Genomic DNA, 20882 nt, shown 5'->3' with positions numbered 1-20882 from the left:
ATTAAGTCACAGGTACCACATTTAATGCCATATCTATGACTAAAATACGATAGTAACCATCAAATAATATGATTTCAAATTCCCTTAGATAGCAAAAAGGCCAAACCCATCACTGAGCTTGACCTCGATTGCTATCAAATTATTAAATCAAAACTGCCCTAAGCTGCCGACCAGATCCGTATGAAATGGTCAGCCACCGTGTAAGCCGTGAGGGTGGCGAAAATCGGCTCAGCCGTGGGAATTCTCTTAGTGGCAGAGCCACTTAGAGAATTGGTGGCTTTGAAACTCGTTTCTCAGAGGTTCAAGACCAAGCCGGAAGACCGCTCTTCGGCTTCCGGCGTCCGCCCACAGCGTCACGGCCGATTTTTACCACCCGGTAAGGCGTACTTTTACACACAGTTTTAGACCATTTCATACTCATCGGTTGGGACGTCGCTCAGGAGTGGGGAAACCTCGCCCACCGCCACCAAGCTCAGCCGGTGCATTGCCCGTGAGCAAATGGTGTAGAGCAACTGGCGTTCATCGTCTGCCCCAAAGCGGCTAGCCGATGCCTGCCAAACAATAACCGCATCGAATTCCAACCCCTTGGCCAGGAATGATGGGACCACAATCAGTCCCGGTGCCAGTCGTTGATTTTCCGACTGAATCAGGGTGACCGCTACGCCTTGTTCCCGCAACTTTTCGGTCAGGTCCCGACAATCTGCCAGGTCCTTGCCAATAATCGCCGTCGTCTCGTTCTCGGCATCGTTTTGCTTGACCAGGTCAATGACCCGCTGCAAGCCGTCCGCTTCGTCCGCAGCGACCGTGACCGTTGGCAATTCGCCTTCACGATCAAAGGCCGTGACCGCTTCACCGTTCTTCAAGATATGCTTGGTGAAGTCCGTCACCTGCTGCGTGGACCGGTACGACTGCGTTAACTGGACGACCTTAGTCTTGTCCGGATCAAACATCGTACTGAGCTCCTGCAACAGCGTGCGGCTATTTTCCTTGGTGAAGATGGCCTGGTTCAGGTCTCCCAGCATCGTGAAACGTGCGCGAGGGAAACTGAATTTCAAAAACGCCAGTTGAAAGGCGTTGTAGTCCTGAATTTCATCCAGGAAGACGTAGCGCATGTCGCGTTCGCCAGCCTTCCCAGTCATCTTATCGTAGAGGTACAGGTACGGCGTGGTATCGACCAGCTGCATGCTGTGATCGCGCAGCTTAGCCACGGACTCTTCCACACTAGCTTGCCAATCTGCCGCGCTGATGTGATAGTCCTGCAGCTCAATGCGGTTCGGCATGTCCCGCAGCATGTGCACGTACTGGTTATTGATGCTCAGAAACCGGGCCCGCACGATGGCCTTACGAATCGGGCCAAATGACTGCATGACGACCTTCCGTGCTAGGAATTGGAACTCCTTGTCGGCAGATTCAAACTCCCGTGGTTCATCCCCGTACAACGCGTTCAGATGTTCACGGTCGAGGTCCTGAATCGTATCTTCAACCCACTTCGTCTTCATTTCGCTGGAGATTCGCCGGTTGAGAATCCGAATCAGGGCTTCCTTCGTCGCCTGAAGCCGGTTGGACAGGTGATAGTTCCGATTAAAGCTGTAGTAAATTTCTTGAATTTTTTCTTTCGGGATAAAGACTTTCCCGTTGAATTTAATATTTCTGAAGACCATATCGGTACTTTCCAAATGGTCGGCGTAACCGGTCACGGCGTCGAAGAACTCCAAGCTCCCCTTCAGGCGACTGATGCGTTCCTGAGCGGGCGTGTTGGTTTCGCCAAACCGTTGGGCCAGCGTTTCCACGTCGATCTTCGGTAAGCGACGGCCAGCGTACTGATAGTACGTCATCTGGACCATGTTGTGCTCACCGAGTTCTGGCAAGACCTGGTCGATGTAGTCGTTGAACAGTTGGTTCGGCGAGAACAGCATGACTTGGCCGGCCGTCAAATGGCCCCGGTAACGGTACAACAGGTAGGCGACCCGTTGTAGAATCGCCGCCGTCTTCCCAGACCCCGCAGCTCCCTGCACGAATAGCAGGTCGGAACCGGTGTCTCGGATGATCCGGTTTTGTTCCTTCTGAATGGTCGTCACGATACTCTTCATCTTGGTATCGGAGTGTTCGCTCAACGCGGACAGCAGCATCTGGTCGGTCACCGTTTGGTCGGTGTCGTAGAGCGTGATGATCGTGCCGTCCTCAATCTGGAATTGCCGTTTGAGTTGAACATCCACGGTCTGTTCCCCATCGGGCGTCTGATAGCTGACGTCACCCAACTCGCCATCGTAGTAAATGCTGGAGATGGGTGCCCGCCAGTCGTAGATCAGAAAATGATCGGGGGAATCAGAGAACGATCCCAGCCCAATATAGATGGTTTCCGGCTTGGACTTGGCCCCTTCTTGGAAATCGATACGGGCAAAGTAGGCCTTCTTTTCCAACCGCTTCAGCGTCGACAGTTCCGTCGTCGCATGTTGCCAACTGTTCTGACGTTCAGCCAACATCTGTTGTTGCTGACGCACGGATAGCGCCGTTTCCAGAATACCTTCGTAACTGTCCGTCTTGATTCGTAAGTCGTTGACAAAGTTTTTGCGAATTCCCGCCTCGTCATCCTCGGCAGAATCGATCCGCTTCTTGGATTCAGTCTGCGCGACCTTGATCTTCGCGACCACTTCATCTAAATGTTCTTGCTCATGAGCCTTGATTGAATCTGGCAAGCCAATCCCTCCTCGAATTAACCGGGCAACCTAGTCGTGAAATACCTAATCATCGTGCCCTAACGCCGCTTATGTAGACCGCCAGGATCAATGGCTGATGCGCCTCACTTTACAGGGCCATCATTGCCACCGATACTGCTTACGCTCCCCCGGATTCAGCGCCGTTAAGGCTAATAATTCGACTTACAATTCTACACTTAATCCCCTTATAAATAAAGGAATGTGACTGCTTAATGTCGGCTAGTTTCGCCCAACTTTGTTATAATTGAGAAGATATTTTTTCGGGGGTGACAGTTATGGACCAAGTTTCCTTATTAATTATTTTAACCGCCGCGTTAGTCACGCCGCTAGTTATGGCGAAATTCAAGCTCACCGTACTTCCGACCGCTGTGGTGGAAATCCTAGTCGGCATCATGCTGGGACCGAGTCTCTTCAATATCGTTCATACCAACGATACGTTAACTTTATTATCAAACACCGGGGTCATCTTCCTGATGTTTCTCAGTGGGATGGAGATTGATTTCAGTCTCTTCAACCGCCGCAAGCAACCGCAAACGCCACTGGCCGCCAAGGTCGCCGGCAGTGCGCCCAAGTACTCACCGGTCTTCATTGCCATCACGAGCTATGTCGCTGTGGCCGCTAGTGCGTTACTGCTCGGCTTCATCTGCCAGTGGACCGGGCTCTTCAAGGACCCCTGGTTGGCCGCCATTATCTTCATGACGATCTCTCTAGGAATCGTCATCGCCACGCTGAAGGAAAAGGAACTGCTGAGTAAGCCCTTTGGTCAGACGGTCCTGCTGATCGCCGCGTTGGGAGAAATTATTCCCCTATTTGCGCTGACCATCTACGCCTCCATCTTCGGTAAAGGCGGCAAATCCCTCTGGCTATTACTCCTAGTCTTCCTGGCTGCTGGGGTCCTCTTCCGTCGGTTCAAACCGTTCTTTACCTTCTTCAATAGCATCAATAAATCCACGACGCAACTGGATATTCGGCTGGCCTTCTTCCTGATTTTCAGCATGGTAGTTATCGCCGAATCCGTCGGGGCCGAGGGTATCCTGGGAGCCTTCGTTGCCGGGATCGTCATGAAGCTCCTGCAACCGCAAGAAGACACCCGGACGCGTCTGGATGGTATCGGTTATGGCTTCTTTATTCCGATGTTCTTTATGATGAGCGGGGTCGAGTTGAACCTGCGCACCCTGCTGTCCGATTCCGCCACCCTACTCCTGATTCCTGCCTTTCTGGTCGCCTACCTGCTCGCCAAAGCCGCCGTCTACTTCATCCTGCGGTTACGGTTCAAACGGGGCAATGCCTTTGCCGGAATGGCCATCACGTCGACCACCATCACCATGGTCCTGGCCGTCTTGCAAGTCGCCAAAACCATGAAGGTCGTCACCAGTCAACAGTCTGGGGCCTTCCTGTTGGCCGCCATCCTGACCTGTGTGCTGGGACCCCTGTTGTTTAACACCGGCTACACCGCCGAGGCCGAAGACTTGAAGAAGTCGACGGTCCACTTCATCGGGACCAACCTTCTGACGGTGCCGGTCGCCCAACAATTGGCGGACAGCTGGTATGACATCAGCATGTACACCGATAAACAAGCCAACTACAAGACCTACAATTCCGAGGTCAACGTGTCCCTGCTGGACTCCCTCGATACCGACTACGTTACGGACAAAGACGTCTTTGACGCGGATATCGTGGTACTGGGGCATTTCAATGCCAATAAGAATTACGAACTCGCCAAAGCAGCCAAAGCGTACGGCGTCAACCGGGTCATCGTCCGCTTCGAGGACCGCAATATCCTCGACGAGCGAGAAGACGAGCTGCATGACTTAGGTATCGAGGTCTACAACACGCCAAACGTCAACATCGCCATGCTCCGGAGCCTGATTGAAGCCCCAACGACGCTGCGCATGATGACGGCCTCGTCCTCTGCCGTCTACGAAGTGGCGCTGCGTAACCGCCGCTACACCGACCAGCAGATTCGCAACCTGGACTTTGTGGGTGACATCACCATCAGCCAGATTTTCCGCAACGGCCACTTTGTCCGGCCAACTGGGGGCACCCTGCTGAAGTTCAATGACCGGATTATCTTTACGAGTACGCCGGAAAAGGCTCGTGAAATTCGGCGCGAACTAGGCATTCTCAATTAAAACTGTTACAATGATACCCGCTGATTACTGTCGGTTGTGTCGCCTTCGGCTGCCAGGGATTCCGCCCGCTATGGGGTCGCTTCCAGCCAAAGATCCGGCTTCCAGCTTGACTTGAAGCCGCGCTCAAAACCAGCACGTCTCCAAGATCATCCCGTGCTGTAAACTGACAAAAAACGTCAGTTAACACCACCGACACAGCTGGCTACACCCCTGGCCTCCTACGGCTTGGCAACACAGTAATCGCGACTTAACATTGACCGATGGGCTTCTAACGATGCTTACAATTAGTAATATCTGTTTGGACTATTCTGTTTCATTCATAAACTAGCTGGTTATGTCTGTAGAACGAGTGACACTTGGCATTTAATTAAAATCAAATTTTGTCTTGGTACCTCTCCAAGCTTTAAATTAAGTCGTTATCTTAGCCGGAGGAGGTCAGGAACGTAGCCGGCCGTGCTTATGGTGTTAGGACGGACGGTTCTTTCCGTTCTTACACCATGGGACGAGCTTGGAAACTCGTGGTTTTGCGAGGTTTCAAGTCGAGGTTCAAGACCGCTCTTTGGCTTGAACCGGTCCCCACAGCAGGCGGAGTTTCTGACAGCCGCAGGCGGCAATTTTCACCAAATTAATCACAGAGACAGTACTAAATTACATTTAATTTTAAAGGAGCGAATGACATGGCGACAGTTGAACTTTATTTGGTCCGTCACGGCCAAACCTTTCTGAACAAGTATTTCCGCATTCAGGGGTGGATCGATGCCCCGTTGACCGACAAAGGCCTGGCCGATGCCAAACGCGCCGGTGAACGACTGGCCAATATTCCTTTTGCGGCAGCCTACGCCAGCGATATGTCTCGGGCCCAACGCACCGCAGATATCATCCTTGCCGCAAATTCACTCGACCAGAGCGCCCTTCAGACCGAACCCGCTTTCCGGGAAGAAAGCTTCGGATTCTTTGAAGGCATGGACGAAGGTGAAACTTGGCACACGGTCGGCAGTCCCAAGGGATTTCACACCTTTGACGACATGATTGCCGGTCTCACGATTGAGAAGACCAAGGACATGTTCCACGCCCAAGATCCTTACGGCGATGCCGAAGATAACACCGCCTTCTGGGCCCGCCTCCAACCCGGCTTCGACCGCGTGGTGGCTGCGGCTAACGATGGCGACAAGATCATGATTGCCACGCACAGCACGACCATTCGGAGTACCGTTTCCAAGTTCTCCGACATCGACATCTCAATCCCCGTCGACAACGGCAGTATCACCAAGCTGACCGTCACCGATGGCCAGTACCACGTCGACTACTACAACAACTCTGAGGGGCCTGTGCTTTAAGCACCCGCTCGCATATGAAATCGAACGCCAAACCACACTCGCTGGTTTGGCGTTTTTTTGATGTGGTGATGGTTGCGGGACGACATTATTCAGGCGTCTCCCCTCGGCAGTTATGGTGTTTGTGAAGCCGCCAGTAACGCCGATTTCACCGTCAATTCACGTTTGGCTAGTCGGACAACTAATCGCTGGAAAGATTAAGTTCCACTAAAGCTCGCGTCTTTCATGCGACTAAATCCGTAAAAATTACATTGGTAGTAGTGTAGGGACTATTTCAAATAGCAGTCCTACACAATTCGGGGGTCAGCTCCGCCAACGCATATGGATAAATAATCTAGCTCAGCCGGAGGAGGTCAGGGTGTAGCCGGCCGTGACGATGGTGTTAGGACGGGCGCTTGGTTCTTCCCGTTCTTACACCATGGGACGAGCTTGGAAACTCGCGGCCCTTGCGAGGTTTCAAGTCGAGGTCCAAGACCGCCCTTTGGCTTGGACCGGTCCCCACAGCAGGCGGAATCCCTGACAGCCGCAGGCGACCGGTTTGGCCCTTTGAAGTTGCGCAAAAAAGGCCCAAGAGCTGGATTGCTCTTGGACCTTCCGTAAAACGTTCTTTGTGGTTATGTTGCCGAAACGTGTTCCAGCAGGCAACCAGCTCCGCTTAACCCCGTAAAGCCAGAAATCCAGATTCGGGATTTCTAACTTTACGACGTTAATGCTCACTGATTACCGCCTGCTTCCACATTCTTTATTCTTTAATCAATGACGCTTCCTGGGCGCGTTGCTTGTACATGAAGATTTCATCCTTCGCTGCGCGGACCCAGTGACGTGGGGCGATTTCTACCAAGTGACGTTCCTTACCGTCATTTTCCTGGCTACCGTCGTAAGCAATTTCTTCCCGGGTCCGTTCGAACTCTGGATCGGGTACTGGGACGGCTGACAGGAGACTCTTGGTGTAGTCGTGTAACGGGTGCGCGTAGATTTCGTCGGCATCGGCGATCTCTAGCATCCGGCCGTAGTGCATAACCCCGATACGATCGGAGATGTACTTGACCATGGAGAGGTCATGGGCGATGAACAGGTACGTTAAGCCCTGTTCTCGTTGTAACTGCTTCATCAAGTTCACGACTTGTGCCTGAATCGACACATCCAAAGCTGAGATGGGTTCATCGGCGATCACGAACTTGGGGTTCACGGCTAACGCCCGGGCAATCCCGATCCGTTGCCGTTGCCCACCGGAAAATTCGTGGGGGTACCGACTGGAGTGGTCCTTGTTCAGGCCAACCGTTTCCAGTAAGTCTTCGACCTGCTTGGTTCGGTCGGCATCATCCTTGGCGAGGTTGTTGATATCAATCCCCTCGGCGACGATGTCCTTGACCTTCATCCGTGGATTCAGTGAGGCGTAAGGATCTTGGAAGATCATCTGCATCTCTTGGCGGAAGTCACGTTGGTCCTTCTTACTCGTGAAGGAATCGACGTTCTTACCGTCAAACAAGATTTCGCCGGACGTTGGTTCGTACAGATGAATGATGGCCCGACCAGTGGTGGTCTTACCTGAACCAGATTCCCCAACTAAGCCAAAGGTTTCACCCTTGTAGATATCAAATGAAATGTCATCAACGGCGCGCACTTCATCAGCTTTACCCACGTTGAAGTACTGCTTGAGGTGCTTGACCTCGAGGATTTTTTCGGCATTTTCGTAGTCCATTATTGCTGTTCCTCCTCTTCTTCAACCGGCGTGGTCGACTGTTGCGTCTTCAACCAAGCCTTTTGCATCTTCGCGTACTTCTCTTGACGTTCAACGATCTGTGCTGGTGGCGTCACCTTGGGTGCATCCGGATGGAGCAACCAAGTGGCCGCGTAGTGCGTATCGGAAACCTTGAAGAACGGTGGCTCTTGTTCCGTATCGATCTTCAGTGCATAGGCGTTCCGAGCCGCAAAGGCATCCCCAGTTGGTGGATCCAGTAAATCCGGTGGCGTCCCGGGAATCGATGGCAAGGAATCACCACTCGAATCCAGCGTCGGCATCGAACTCAGCAGCCCCCACGTGTACGGGTGCTTCGGGTTGTAGAAGATTTCATCGACGGTGCCGTATTCCACAATTTTACCCGCGTACATGACGGCAACCCGGTCGGCCATCCCAGCAACCACCCCTAAATCATGGGTGATAAAGATGATCGACGTTGAAATCTTGTCCTGTAGTTCTTTCATCAAATGCAGAATCTGTGACTGAATGGTGACATCCAAAGCAGTCGTTGGTTCATCGGCAATCAGAACTTCGGGGTAGTTGATCAACGCAATCGCAATCACGATCCGTTGCCGCATCCCACCGGAGAATTGGTGCGGATAGTCGTTGATCCGGTTTTCTGCGTCCGTAATCCCGACTAACTTCATCATTTCCAAGGCTTGTGCCAAGGCTTTTTCCTTCTTCATACCCTTGTGGACCATTAAGGGTTCGGCAATCTGCCGCCCGATCTTCATGGTTGGGTCCAATGAAGTCATTGGATCCTGGAAGATTTCGGCAATGTCTTGGCCCCGAATGGCCTGCATTTCCTTCTCGCTCTTCTTCAACAGGTCTTGTCCCTTGTAGATGATCGAGCCGCTGGTAATATCGGCGTTCGACGCATTCAGACCCATGATGGTCCGCGTCGTAACGGATTTCCCAGAACCAGATTCCCCAACAATGGCAAGTGTTTCACCTTTCCGTAAATCAAAGCTAACGTTCCGAATGGCCTTAACGTCACCGGCATAAGTCTTGAAGTTAACTTGTAAATTCCGGACCTCTAAAATGTCTTTTTCGTTATCCATGACGTCATCTCACCTACTCTTTCGTCCGCGGATCGAATGCATCCCGCAACCCATCACCCAAAAGGTTAAAGGCTAACATGATGATACATAGGATCAGTGCTGGCCACCACATTTGATAAGGCAGGAACTGGAAGTTCTTTTGCCCATCATTTAACAGCGTCCCTAACGAAGCTTGTGGGGATGAAATCCCGATCCCGATATAGGACAGCGTGGCTTCGAAGAAGATGGCACTAGGAATGGTAAACATCGTGTTGATGATGATGACACTCGATAGGTTTGGCAGCAGATGCTTGAAGGCAATCTTGAACGAGCTTTCACCCAGCGTTCTCGCCGCTAAGATGTACTCTTGTTCCTTGATTTCCAACGTCTGCGCTCGAACCAGCCGGGCCATGTTCACCCACGAGGTTAACGCGATGGCAATAATGATCGAGGCCATCCCGGGTTTCAGAATCAAAATCAACAGGACGATAACGACCAGGTTAGGAATGGACAGGATGATTTCAATGACCCGTTGCATGAACGTATCAACCCGTCCCCCTTTCCAACCGGAGAACAACCCGTAGGTCACCCCAATCGTCAAGTCAAACAGTGTCGCAACTAACGCAATGATCAGGGAAATTCGCGTCCCGTAAAGGACCCGGGAGAACAAGTCCCGCCCTAGGTAGTCGGTTCCCATGATGTAATGTGCACCAGTGGCCCCAGCTTGCTTGTAGGCGTCGACCCGTTGACCGGCCTGAACCAGCGTCCCGTTGAAACCGTTGATGCCAATTCCAGGGATTTTTGAGGGTAAGTTTGCGTATGATGGATTCACGGCATTAGGATTGTGCGGTGAAACGAAGATGGAGCCGAAAGCTAGTAAGAAGATGATTCCTAAAAGAATCAGAGACACCCAAGCGCCCCGGTTCTTCTTTAACCGCCGCCAAGCATCCTGTGTAAAGGTCAGTGACGGTGCCGCAATCTTTTCACTATCTAAAGCCGCACGGTCATCGGCCGTGATGGGCTTAAAGCTATCTTCTGGGAGTTTTACTGTATCTGCCATTTATTTACCTCCTAGTTAGCCTTTCCTGTAAGCCGAATCCGTGGGTCAACGATTCCGTAAAGGATATCGGTGATCAACAGAACGACACACAACATGAATGAATAGATGATGGTCAAGCCCATGATGGTTGGGTAATCGTTGGTCAAGACAGACTTGACGAACTGTTCCCCAATCCCGGGGATGGAGAAGATGTTTTCAACAACCATCGACCCGGTCATGATGTTAACCGCTAAAGGACCCACAATCGTGATCAGCGGAATCAAACTGTTCCGCAGCGCATGGTGGTAAATAACCCCCATCCGACTCAGGCCTTTAGCCTTGGCTAACTCAATGTAATCAGAACTCAACACATCGACCATTTCCGTCCGCACGAACCGCGCCGATTCGGCTAACGGCGTCGCGCCTAACGCTAAGGTTGGCAATACCGTGTAGATAAAGCCCCCCCATTCAGCGATTGGGAACCAGCCCAACTTCAATCCTAAGTAGTACTGTAACAGTACGGCTAAGACGAAGGAAGGAATTGAGATCCCTAAGATGGAAACAACAGTTGTCGTGGTGTCGACCCACGTATTTTGCTTCATCGCACCGAAGGCCCCGATGATGATTCCGACAATGACACCCACAATCATGGCTTGCAGCCCAATCTGTAAGGATGGTCCAATCCGGCTAGAGAGCAGGTAGGACACGGGTTGGTCACTGAACTGGAATGAAGTCCCGAAGTTACCTTTGACGGCCCCTGCCAGGTACAGCAGGTATTGTTGCCAAACCGGCTTATCCAAACCATATTGCTGGTAAATCAATGCAATCTGGCTCTTGGACAACTTGGCTTGGTTCGTCAGTGGCGTCCCGGGTAACAACTTCATCAGGAAGAATGTGACGGTAATAACGATGAATAAGGTCAGGATCAGATAGAAGATCCGCTTTGCTAGGTACTTTGCCATTTGTTTACCTCTCAATCAGTAGACTTATTCGTTACCGTTAAGTTGTTAAGCTTAACAAGAATTATATGAAAACAACAAGACGATAAATGATTGCTATATATCGAAAAGTAAGGACTAACTGCTTCGTTAATCCTTACTCCCCGATTAAAACTATAACGTTCTCTTACGCGTAATGACTAATATTAGATTCGATTATTTAGAAATGTAAGCCTTACTGAAGTCCCAGTTAGCGCCGGTTGGGAAGTAGATAACACCCTTGACGTTAGACTTGACCAGTTGTGATTTCCCTTGTTGGTACAATGGGATGATCCCTTGGTCCTTCATCAACGTCTTTTGAGCATCAACTAAATCGTTCCAACGAGCAGCTTGGTTGTTGGCATCCTTACCATCAGCAGCGGCAATGTCCTTGTTGTATTCGGCATTGTTCCACTTCCCACGGTTGTAGGAGTTGGTCTTCGTGAACATTTCCAGGAAGGAGATGGCGTCAGGGTAATCAGCACCCCAGCCAGATACAACGGCTTGGAATTGCCCATTTTCAGAACGTGCTAAACGCGTCTTGAATGGTAAGCTTTGGTTGGTAACCTTGATGTTGCCCAACTTAGACCATTGACTTTGAACGAATTCCAACGTGTTCTTACCAGCTGGCGTATCGTCGGCCATCAGCGTTAAGTTGTAGCTTGAACGACCCGTTTCCTTCAGTGCTTGCTTCCACAATGTCTTCGCCTTAGCTAAGTCATGGTTGGTTGCTTCTGGCACGTATGAAGCAGTGTTGAAGTCCTTACCCTTGTAAGACATCAGACCCGTTGAGACCAGGCCCTTCGTTTGCGTTGAGCCATCGGCTAAGACCTTGTTGACGAATTGCTTCCGGTTGATTGCCAAGGACAATGCTTGACGGGCCTTCTTGTTCTTCATCATGCTGTCTTTCCGTTGGTTCAATTCAATGTAGAAGGTTGAAGCCCCTTTACGTTCAACGTATTGCTTGCTGTTCTTGTAGTTCTTAGGTTGTTGACCACTTAAGTAAGTCGCGTCCAGCTTGCCGCTTTGGTATTGGCTCAAAGAAGTTTGCGGATCCTTCATCGTCTTGAAGTTAATCTTCTTCAGTTTAACATTCTTTGCGTTCCAGTACTCAGTGTTTTTACTCATCGACCAGTTGTCAGACGTCCCGGTCCAGTAGGTCAACTTGAATGGACCGTTGTAGACGTTATCCTTGGCGTTCGTTGCAAACTTCTTACCGTACTTATCAACGACGGCTTTACTTTGTGGGAAGAACATGGGACTAGCCACTAATGATGGGAAGTAGCTCGTTGCTTGTGTCAACGTGACGACGACTTTGTAATTGCCTTCTGCCTTGATCCCTAAGCTGGAAACTGGCTTCTTGCTAGTCATGATTGCGTTAGCGTTCTTCACAGGTGCGTACATGTAAGCATATTGTGAAGCGGTCTTAGGATTAACGGTGCGTTGCCAGGCATAAACGAAATCTTTAGCCGTAACTTTGGTCCCGTTACTCCAGTTAGACTTCCGTAAGTTGAAGGTATACGTCTTGCCGTCTTTAGACACCGTATAACTCTTGGCAACCCCAGGATGAACCTTACTGTTCTTACCGAACCGTAACAGACCTTCATTGGTGTTGTTCAAGGTTTCCCCAGAAACCACGTCAGTTGCTGTAGCGGAATCCATTGATGGTAAAGCGGAACTTTCCATCCAGTTTAACGTTTGCTTGCTAGCCTCGCTAGAACTGCTTGACGATGAGCCACACGCTGCAAGTAATACTGCCGCGAACGTGGCCACCGTCCCGAGTTTGACTGCCGAATTGATTTTCATTGATATCCAACCCCTCTATGTGTTGTTAGTGAAATAAATTGACATCCTCAAATTTGATGTTTCCAATTGTATATTAGAAAACAATTAAAATCAATGGTAAAAACTAATAAAATTTAAATATACAGTTACAAACGCCGTTAGACGGGTATTCGTTGTGCAAAAATAAAATTTTTGAGTATAATTTTTCTCATTTTAGTGATAATTCTGAGATAACGCTTACATAAATATTTACCTATTATACATTCATTATGATTAGTCACCGTACTAACCGATCCCCACACTTTCCCAACAGCCCTAGTCCGACAACAATCACCAAGTCCATGTGTCACCACAATGTCAGATAATTGCCGCTGTACCACGGCTTTCGTAAAACGCTAAACCCGGAAAGCTGAGAACGTAATTAGGATTTTTAATGGTCTAGACGCATCACCACCCCGCTCATTCTCGAGTGATGTACCGATTGCACCCACTATTAATTTATGAATATTATTCAATTTATGTAGAAAACCGAATTATGAGAAAATTGCCACTGCTTTTGACTAAAAACGAAATTAACCCTGAACGACCTCAAGAGCCGCCGTAAATCGCTTTAAAATCCCTCAGGTGACGATAAATCAGCCCCATCTGCCATATAGGACGCTAATCCTATGCAAACGCACCAGCAGGCTCTCAGGACGGTGTCTCTCTCTGAAGCAGAAAAAGAGTTCTCCGAAGTTAAATACCTTTCAGAGAACTCTTGATAATACTATAGGATACGGGCAGGTACAGTAGCGACTACATTGCTAATATAGTGTAGCCGGAGACAGTCAGGGATGAAGCCAGCTGTGTCGATGGTGTTAGCCCGGGTGTTAGATTCTTCCCGGGGTTACAGCATGGGACGAGCTTTGAGCTACGCCCGAACCTGGCGTGGCTTAAAGTCGAGGTGAAAGACCGCTTCTCAGGCTTTCACCGGTCCCCACAGCAGGCGGAATCTCTGACTGTCGCAGGCGCGCAAACACTACTTAGCAATGTAGGCCCGGCTGTAATCCCAATTGGCGCCGACTGGGAAGTAGACGACACCCTTGACCTTAGACTTCACTAATTGTGGCATCCCTGTCTGGTAGAACGGAATGATCCCTTGGTCCTTCAGCAGGACCTTCTGGGCATCCACGAGGTTCTGCCACCGAGCACCTGGCTTGTTGGCATTGGTGATCGTCGCATCGTTGATCAGCTTGTCGTAAGCCTTGGAAGACCATCTCCCATTGTTGTACGTGTTCCCCGTGGTGAAGAGGGACAGGTCGGTGATTGGGTCTGGGAAGTCAGCACTCCAGCCACTGACAACGGCTTGGAACTGGCCATTTTGTGACCGAGATAACCGCGTCTTGTAAGGAATGTTGGAATTCGTCACCTTGAAGTGATCCAGCTTACCCCATTGACTTTGGATGTACTCAGTTGCGGATTTACCGGCTGGCGTATCGTCACCCAATAAGGTCAGTGAGTAGCTCGTCCGTCCAGTTTCCTTCAGGGCCTGGTTCCATAACTTCTGGGCCTTGGCTAAATTGTAATCCGTTGCTGATGGCACGGTTGCTTCCTTGGCAAAGTCCTTACCGTTACGGATAGCTAAGCCGGTAGAAACGATCCCGGTCGCTGGCGTTGAGCCATCTTGCAGCACCTTGTTTACGTACTGCTTACGGTTGATGACCATCGACAAGGCTTGCCGAGCCTTCGTGTTCTTTAACATGGTATCCTTCCGTTGGTTCAGTTCCACGTAGTTGATCCGGGAACTCTTCCGGGAATGGAATTCCTTGTTGTTCTTGTAGTTCTTAGGTTGTTGGCCACTCAGTGAAATGATGTCCAACTTACCACTCTGGTATTGACTCAAAGCCGTCTGTGGATCCTTCACGGCACTGTATTTCACGTGCTGTAGCTTCACGACCTTGGCATTCCAGTACTTCTTGTTCTTGGTCAACGTCCAGTTATCAGACGTCCCGGTCCATGAGGTCAGCTTGAATGGCCCGTTGTAGACGTTGGTTTTGGCGTTGCTAGCGTATTTACTGCCGTACTTGTCGACGGCTCCCTTGTTGACGGGGTAGAAACACTGTTGTGCGACCAGCGTCGGGAAGTAACTCACTGGGTGGGCCAAGGTAACGACTAACTTGTAGTCCCCATCCTTCTTAACTCCCAGCGCAGTCGGCGCCTTCTTGCCGTTCATAACCGCATTCGCATTCTTAATGTCGGCGTAGAGATAAGCGTACTGTGAGCTGGTCTTCGGCGCAACGGTCCGCCGCCATGCGTAGACGAAGTCCTGAGCCGTCAGCTTCTCACCGTTGCTCCATTGTGACTTCCGGAGGTTAAACGTGTAAGTCAGCCCATCCTTGGATTTGCTGTAACTCTTCGCCAACCCAGGCAGTGTCTTACTGTTCTTGCCGAACCGCAACAGGCCCTCACCTGTGTTATTCAGTGTTTCACCGGAAATGATATCGGTGGCCTTGGCATTATCCATTGACGCTAACGCGGAGGTCTCCATGACGTGAACCGTTTGATTCTTGGCCTTATTATCGTTGGAGCTGGTACCACACGCCGCTAACGAAATCGTCGCTAACGCCGCTACCGCCCCTAACTTGGCAATTGACTTAACCCTCATATAATTCCGACCCCTTCACAAATTATCCTCAAGTGACATAACGTTGAAGAATATATTAGATTATAAAACAATGAGAATCAATAGTAAATTTTAATCTTTCGCTTTTAAAACGCCGCCAACTGCCGCAAACATTGAGTTACTGCCCCCTGAAAAATATTTCAGCAGGGACTCATTGTGGCTGACAATAAGGCTACCAAGGTCACTGACGCCCGCATTTTCCCAAAGAAGGGAATCTCAACGGATACTAAAAAAACTCCCAGAAGTCAGTTACAACTTCTGAGAGTTCCGATAACTTTGACAAATTTTGAAAACACACCCACTTCATCGGCGAGCAACACTTAATCTGTGTAGCACAGCCGGAGGCAGTCAGGGATGCAGTCCTACAGTGACGATGGTGTTAGCTCGGGCGCTAGGTTCTTCCCGAGGTTACACCATGGGACGCGTTTGGAAACTCGCATGACCCGCGCGAGGTTTCAAACCGAGCCGGAAGCCCGCCCTTTGGCTGCAGGCGGTCCCCACAGCAGGCGGAATCCCTGACTGCCGCAGGCGATACAAACGCACAGATTACTTGTTAGCGATGTAGGCTTTGCTGAAGTCCCAGTTAGAGCTGACAGGGAAGTAAACGACACCCTTAACCTTGGACTTAACCAATTGTGGCTTACCACTTTGTGAAACAGGGATGATCCCTTGGTCCTTCAACAGAACCTTTTGGGCATCAATCATGTTCTGCCAACGAGCGGCTGGCTTGTTAGCGTTCGTGGTCGTGGCATCATTGATCAGCTTGTCGTAAGTCTTGTTCGACCACTTACCATTGTTGTAGGTGTTGTCGGACGTGAAGAGTGACAAGTCGGTGATTGGGTCAGGGAAGTCGGCACCCCAAAGCGTAACGACGGCGTCAAATTGACCAGAGGCAGACCGAGCTAACCGGGTCTTGTATGGCAAGTTTGAGTTGGTAACCTTGAAGTTAGACAGCTTGGACCATTGACTTTGAACGTATTCGGTCGTGCTCTTACCTTCGGCGGTGTCATCGGCCATCAAGGTCAATGAGTAGTTCTTCCGGCCAGTTTCCTTCAATGCTTGCTTCCAAAGCTTTTGGGCCTTGGCAACGTTGTGTTCCGTGGCAGCAGGAATCGTGCCTTCTTGGGCAAAGTCCTTACCGTTACGGATAGCCAAACCACTGGTAACGATCCCAGTAGCGACCTTAGAACCATCGTCCATGACCTTATTGACAAATTGCTTCCGGTTCAAGACCAGAGACAAGGCTTGACGGGCCTTCTTGTTGCGCATCATAGAGTCTTTCTTTTGGTTTAATTCGATGTAAGTGACCCGAGAACTGTTACGAGCATGGTAATCCTTGTCGTTCTTGTAGTTTTTAGGTTGTTGACCGCTCAAGTAGATGGCATCCAACTTGCCACTCTGGTATTGACTCAGAGCGGTTTGGGGGTCCTTAACGGCGCTGAACTTGATCTTGTCCAACTTCACGTTCTTAGCATCCCAGTACTTACTGTTCTTGGAAAGCGTCCAGTTATCTGACGTCCCGGTCCAGTAGGTCAGCTTGAAGGCACCGTTGTAGACGTTGTCCTTGGCATTCGTGGCGTACTTCTTGCCGTACTTCGTCACGACCGTCTTGTTTTGTGGGAAGAAGGCAGTCTGAGCAACTAACGTTGGGAAGTAGCTGACTGGGTGCACCAAGGTAACCTTAACCTTGTAGTCACCGACAGCCTTGATTCCTAACGTAGAAACGGCCTTCTTGCCCTTCATAATGGCGTTGGCATTTACCACGTCAGCGTAAAGGTAGGCGTATTGTGACCCCGTCTTCGGGTTGACAGTGCGTTGCCACCCGTAAACGAAATCACGAGCCGTTACTTTGTCCCCGTTACTCCAGTTAGACTTCCGCAAGTTAAATGTGTAAGTCTTCCCGTCCTTGGACTTGGTGTAACTCTTGGCAACCCCGGGATGGGTGCTACTGTTCTTACCGAACTTCAGCAAACCTTCACCCGTGTTGTTCAACGTTTCACCGGAAACGACATCGGTTGCCAGCGAATTATCCATCGTTGGTAAGGTAGAACTTTCCATCCAGGTTAAGGTTTGATCCTTAGCCTGCTTGCTACTGCTAGAGGAAGTGCCACACGCTGCTAATGAAACTGTTGCCAGCGCTGCCACCGCCCCTAATTTGACGATTGACTTTACCTTCATAAAATTCCGACCCCTCTAAATATGTAATACTCACATTGCGACGTTAATTCCGACTCGCGTCACCGATTGGCAAGTCATCGTGCCCGGATATCCCTCTCAGGAAATATCCGACTCACAACCACCCTAATCATCGATTGTCCGAACACTAACGGCTCAAATAGAGCTTGCCCGTTGACTAAGCAACAGCAACTATTGTAGATTAAAGTTCAATGAGAATCAATGCTGATTTTTAATTTTGTGGAAATTTATTCACTTTTTATCGACAATTCCAGCAATCAGCAGCACCGAATAAGCTAATGCTTTCTAATCAAGGCAGTCATATACGCTGTTAAATAGGCATTCATTGCAATTCAATTTTTATTCATTCGTGCGCACATCATTCTGTCTAAAAATGAGATATCCATAATAAAATATTTTTAATTCGTTGGTTTCACCCGGTCAACATCGTACTTTTTCGCCAAAACCATCAATGGGCCTAATCACACCTTACTTACCCCAGCTAATCTTTATTCGCTTGTGAGCAAACATGTTATACTCAAGTCATAGACTTTAAAGGAGGGTGATCTTTTGGAAGAAGCCCCACGAACACCCGTCATCACGATTGGTCTAAACGCTGGTCAATCCACGTTTAACTACTCCATGACGGAACTTAGAAATTTGGTAGAAGCTAATAACATGACTGTGGCAGAAGAGATTCAACAATCTTTGCCCAAGCCCAACCCTGGTACCTACTTCGGTACTGGGAAGGTTGAGGAATTAGCCCAAATTGTCGCCGATGATGGTGTCGACATCATTATCGTCAATGACGAGCTGACCCCCAGCCAGATTCGGAACCTAGAGAACGGGACGAAGGCCAGAATCATTGACCGCACCGGCCTGATTCTTGAAATCTTCGCCAACCGGGCACAGTCTCGCGAAGCCAAGCTACAGGTTCAACTGGCCATGTTGCAATACCAACTGCCCCGTCTGCACACCAGCGCCTCACAACGGCTGGACCAGCAGACTGGTAGCGGTGGTGGCGGTGGCTTCACCAACCGTGGTTCTGGTGAATCACAGACTGAAATGAGTCGTCGGACCATTCAACGTTCCATCAATCACGTCAACCACGAACTCAAGGAAATCACCCAGGCAGCGGCTACCCAACGGCAACAACGGGAACGTAACGAATTACCTTCCGTTGCCCTAGTCGGGTACACCAACGCTGGGAAGTCAACGTTAATGAACGCCCTCGTCCGTGAATTTGGGAAGAGTGAAGACAAACAAGTTTTCGTCAAGGATATGCTGTTCGCCACGCTGGACACCAGTGTTCGACAGCTGATCTTTCCCGACCAAAAGAAGCTGCTGTTGAGTGATACGGTTGGGTTCGTGAGCCAATTGCCAACCCAACTGGTCAAGGCCTTCCGTTCCACGTTAGCCGAAGCTGCTAGTGCCGACTTACTGGTTCAAGTCGTGGACTACGCCGACCCGAACCGTGAAGCCATGATGGCCACCACGGAGAAGACGCTGGAAGAGATCGGCGTGACCGATGTGCCAATGATCACGGTCTTTAACAAGGCCGATCTGACGGAAGCAAGCTACCCGAGTCGCGTCGGCGATCAACTGATTCTGTCGGCCAAGGACCCTGATTCCGTTGCCCTGTTAGTCAAGGCAATGAAGGAAAAGGTCTTCCACAACTACGTCACGGCTAACTTCCTGGTACCTTTCTCAGATGGCGAAATCGTCTCATACTTAAACGAAAACGCTAATGTTCTGGATACCAACTACGAGGCTGAAGGAACGGCGTTGAAGGTTGAGCTACAACAGGCTGACTTCGACCGCTTCAAGAAATTCGTAGTTACTGAATAAGTCAAAAAATCATCCCCACATCAGTTGAGGATGATTTTTATTTGGCCCTGAACGTTAGTGGTTGTCGCCTGCGGCTGTCAGGGGTTCCACCTGCTGTGGGGACCACTTCCAGCCAAAGAACGGGCTTCCAGTTCGATTTGAAACCTCGTCAGGCCCAGACGAGTTTCCAAACACGTCCCGCGATGTAAGACCGAAAACCATGGTCTAACATCGCCATCACAGCTGGCTCCACCCCTGACCTCCTCTGGCTAAGTTAACCCTTAACGATCAGTTCCAATCGAACTAGCCAGTTTTTACAATCTTTTAAATCATTCACCGAACATTTCCATACTGACATTAGAAAAGTTAGTTCCACGCAGAATAGCCATCAACACACTCAAACCGAATGTGTTGATGGCTATTCTCAATTTAATTATCTTAATTTCAGTACACTATCAGTTAAACGCCATTGCATGGTTATTAGCAGAATACTCGTCAACAACCATTTATCAATCACCAACACGCTACGGTCACAGCCCAAACATAATTTTTGTCAGAGCTGTCACGTAGAGCCGGAGGCAGCCAAGGATGCAGCCAGCCGTGACGATGGTGTTAGCCCGGGCGATAGGTTCTTCCCGGGGTTACAGCATGGGACGAGCTTTAAGCCACACCCGAACTTGGTGTGGCTTAAAGTCGAGGTGAAAGACCGCTTCTCAGGCTTTCACCGGTCCCCACAGCGGCGGAATCCCTGGCTACCGCAGGCGGCACACTGACACAATCCAACGCAATTTATGCTTGGCGCTTTTCCAAGTAGCGTGATAGGAGCGATAGCAGGTAACAAACGACGAAGTACATCAAAGCAATCGCCACAAACATTGGAATAATGTAATTGGTGTTTTGCCCATAAATAATCTGTGACCGGAACAGCATTTCTGGCAATAGGATAATCGTCGCCAGAGACGTGTCCTTAACCAATGAGATAAATTGGCTCACGATGGCCGGAATCATTTTGACCAAGGCTTGTGGCAACACAATGTGCCACAGTCCTTGCCAGTAAGTGAGTCCGTTGGCTCGGGCCCCTTCCATCTGACCGGAGTCGACCGCTTGAATCCCAGAACGCACAATTTCAGCGAGCATTGTGGACTCAAAGATAGTCATGGCTAAGATGGCCGCCGGAATAATCTCCGGCTTGACCCCCAGGTTGGGTAACCCAAAGTAGGTAAAGAACAGGATCAACAGCAACGGCAGGTTTCGAATGACATCGATGATAAACCCAACGACTGCCGATAAATATTTAATCTTCACATAGCGAATCACACCGAGAATCGACCCGATAATAAAACTCCCAATAATCGAGACGACGGAAACCAGAATCGTAATCCATAAGCCCCCGAGCAGGTAGCGCAGGTTGTCGGGAGAATAGGCATCAATAAAATTTTGCAGCATAATGATT

12 protein-coding genes are annotated in these 20882 nt (G+C 49.9%); 3 read left to right on the top strand and 9 right to left on the bottom strand.

What is annotated here, in order from left to right; genetic code table 11:
- Positions 1–401 precede the first annotated feature (401 nt).
- Complete coding sequence (gene helD / locus EKM73_RS02915) at positions 402–2696, bottom strand: RNA polymerase recycling motor HelD (protein ID WP_125700493.1); 2295 nt, start codon at positions 2694–2696, stop codon at positions 402–404.
- Between the two features lie 296 nt (positions 2697–2992).
- Between helD and EKM73_RS02910 the strand changes: the two genes are divergently transcribed.
- Positions 2993–4849, top strand: a complete 1857-nt coding sequence (locus EKM73_RS02910) for a cation:proton antiporter domain-containing protein (protein ID WP_125700492.1) — start codon at positions 2993–2995, stop codon at positions 4847–4849.
- A gap of 677 nt (positions 4850–5526) precedes the next feature.
- Complete coding sequence (locus EKM73_RS02905; RefSeq protein ID WP_125700491.1) at positions 5527–6186, top strand: histidine phosphatase family protein; 660 nt, start codon at positions 5527–5529, stop codon at positions 6184–6186.
- Positions 6187–6925: 739 nt separating this feature from the next.
- On the opposite strand, the gene EKM73_RS02895 is transcribed toward EKM73_RS02905, so the two are convergent.
- From EKM73_RS02895 to EKM73_RS02860, 7 genes are all read right to left on the bottom strand, one after another.
- Entirely contained in the window at positions 6926–7885 is a 960-nt protein-coding gene (locus tag EKM73_RS02895; RefSeq protein ID WP_125700490.1) for an ABC transporter ATP-binding protein, read from the bottom strand.
- Positions 7885–8985: an ABC transporter ATP-binding protein gene (locus EKM73_RS02890; RefSeq protein ID WP_125700489.1), complete on the bottom strand. Its 1101-nt coding sequence runs from the start codon at positions 8983–8985 to the stop codon at positions 7885–7887. Before EKM73_RS02890 ends, EKM73_RS02895 begins: the two co-directional genes overlap by 1 nt.
- A 13-nt stretch (positions 8986–8998) precedes the next feature.
- Positions 8999–10024, bottom strand: a complete 1026-nt coding sequence (locus EKM73_RS02885) for an ABC transporter permease (protein ID WP_125700488.1) — start codon at positions 10022–10024, stop codon at positions 8999–9001.
- 11 nt (positions 10025–10035) lie between these two features.
- Positions 10036–10965 carry an oligopeptide ABC transporter permease gene (gene opp3b / locus EKM73_RS02880; protein WP_125700487.1) on the bottom strand — a complete coding sequence of 310 codons (930 nt, stop codon included), beginning with the start codon at positions 10963–10965 and terminating at the stop codon, positions 10036–10038.
- Positions 10966–11157: 192 nt separating this feature from the next.
- A complete protein-coding gene (locus EKM73_RS02875; RefSeq protein WP_125700486.1) occupies positions 11158–12786 on the bottom strand; it encodes a peptide ABC transporter substrate-binding protein in 1629 nt (542 codons plus the stop codon).
- Between the two features lie 997 nt (positions 12787–13783).
- Positions 13784–15409, bottom strand: a complete 1626-nt coding sequence (locus tag EKM73_RS02870; protein ID WP_125700485.1) for a peptide ABC transporter substrate-binding protein — start codon at positions 15407–15409, stop codon at positions 13784–13786.
- A gap of 564 nt (positions 15410–15973) precedes the next feature.
- Positions 15974–17605 carry a peptide ABC transporter substrate-binding protein gene (locus EKM73_RS02860; RefSeq protein WP_125700484.1) on the bottom strand — a complete coding sequence of 544 codons (1632 nt, stop codon included), beginning with the start codon at positions 17603–17605 and terminating at the stop codon, positions 15974–15976.
- A gap of 567 nt (positions 17606–18172) precedes the next feature.
- Between EKM73_RS02860 and hflX the strand changes: the two genes are divergently transcribed.
- Positions 18173–19450 (top strand): GTPase HflX, encoded by a 1278-nt coding sequence (hflX, locus tag EKM73_RS02855; protein WP_125700483.1) that lies wholly within the window; start codon positions 18173–18175, stop codon positions 19448–19450.
- A gap of 768 nt (positions 19451–20218) precedes the next feature.
- On the opposite strand, the gene EKM73_RS02850 is transcribed toward hflX, so the two are convergent.
- Positions 20219–20872 (bottom strand): amino acid ABC transporter permease, encoded by a 654-nt coding sequence (locus EKM73_RS02850; protein WP_191988609.1) that lies wholly within the window; start codon positions 20870–20872, stop codon positions 20219–20221.
- Positions 20873–20882 lie beyond the last annotated feature (10 nt).

It is taken from the genome of Levilactobacillus fuyuanensis (genome assembly GCF_003946395.1).
Taxonomy (GTDB): Bacteria; Bacillota; Bacilli; order Lactobacillales; family Lactobacillaceae; genus Levilactobacillus; species Levilactobacillus fuyuanensis.
This window is presented reverse-complemented; position numbering and strand designations above follow the sequence as displayed.

What these genes read in the sequence shown, in the direction of transcription:
- EKM73_RS02910 (WP_125700492.1), top strand. Translation starts at nt 2,993, where the DNA reads ATGGACCAAGTTTCCTTATTAATTATTTTAACCGCCGCGTTAGTCACG.
- EKM73_RS02905 (WP_125700491.1), top strand. Translation starts at nt 5,527, where the DNA reads ATGGCGACAGTTGAACTTTATTTGGTCCGTCACGGCCAAACCTTTCTG.
- EKM73_RS02895 (WP_125700490.1), bottom strand. Translation starts at nt 7,885, where the DNA reads ATGGACTACGAAAATGCCGAAAAAATCCTCGAGGTCAAGCACCTCAAG.
- EKM73_RS02890 (WP_125700489.1), bottom strand. Translation starts at nt 8,985, where the DNA reads ATGGATAACGAAAAAGACATTTTAGAGGTCCGGAATTTACAAGTTAAC.
- EKM73_RS02885 (WP_125700488.1), bottom strand. Translation starts at nt 10,024, where the DNA reads ATGGCAGATACAGTAAAACTCCCAGAAGATAGCTTTAAGCCCATCACG.
- opp3b (WP_125700487.1), bottom strand. Translation starts at nt 10,965, where the DNA reads ATGGCAAAGTACCTAGCAAAGCGGATCTTCTATCTGATCCTGACCTTA.
- EKM73_RS02875 (WP_125700486.1), bottom strand. Translation starts at nt 12,786, where the DNA reads ATGAAAATCAATTCGGCAGTCAAACTCGGGACGGTGGCCACGTTCGCG.
- EKM73_RS02870 (WP_125700485.1), bottom strand. Translation starts at nt 15,409, where the DNA reads ATGAGGGTTAAGTCAATTGCCAAGTTAGGGGCGGTAGCGGCGTTAGCG.
- EKM73_RS02860 (WP_125700484.1), bottom strand. Translation starts at nt 17,605, where the DNA reads ATGAAGGTAAAGTCAATCGTCAAATTAGGGGCGGTGGCAGCGCTGGCA.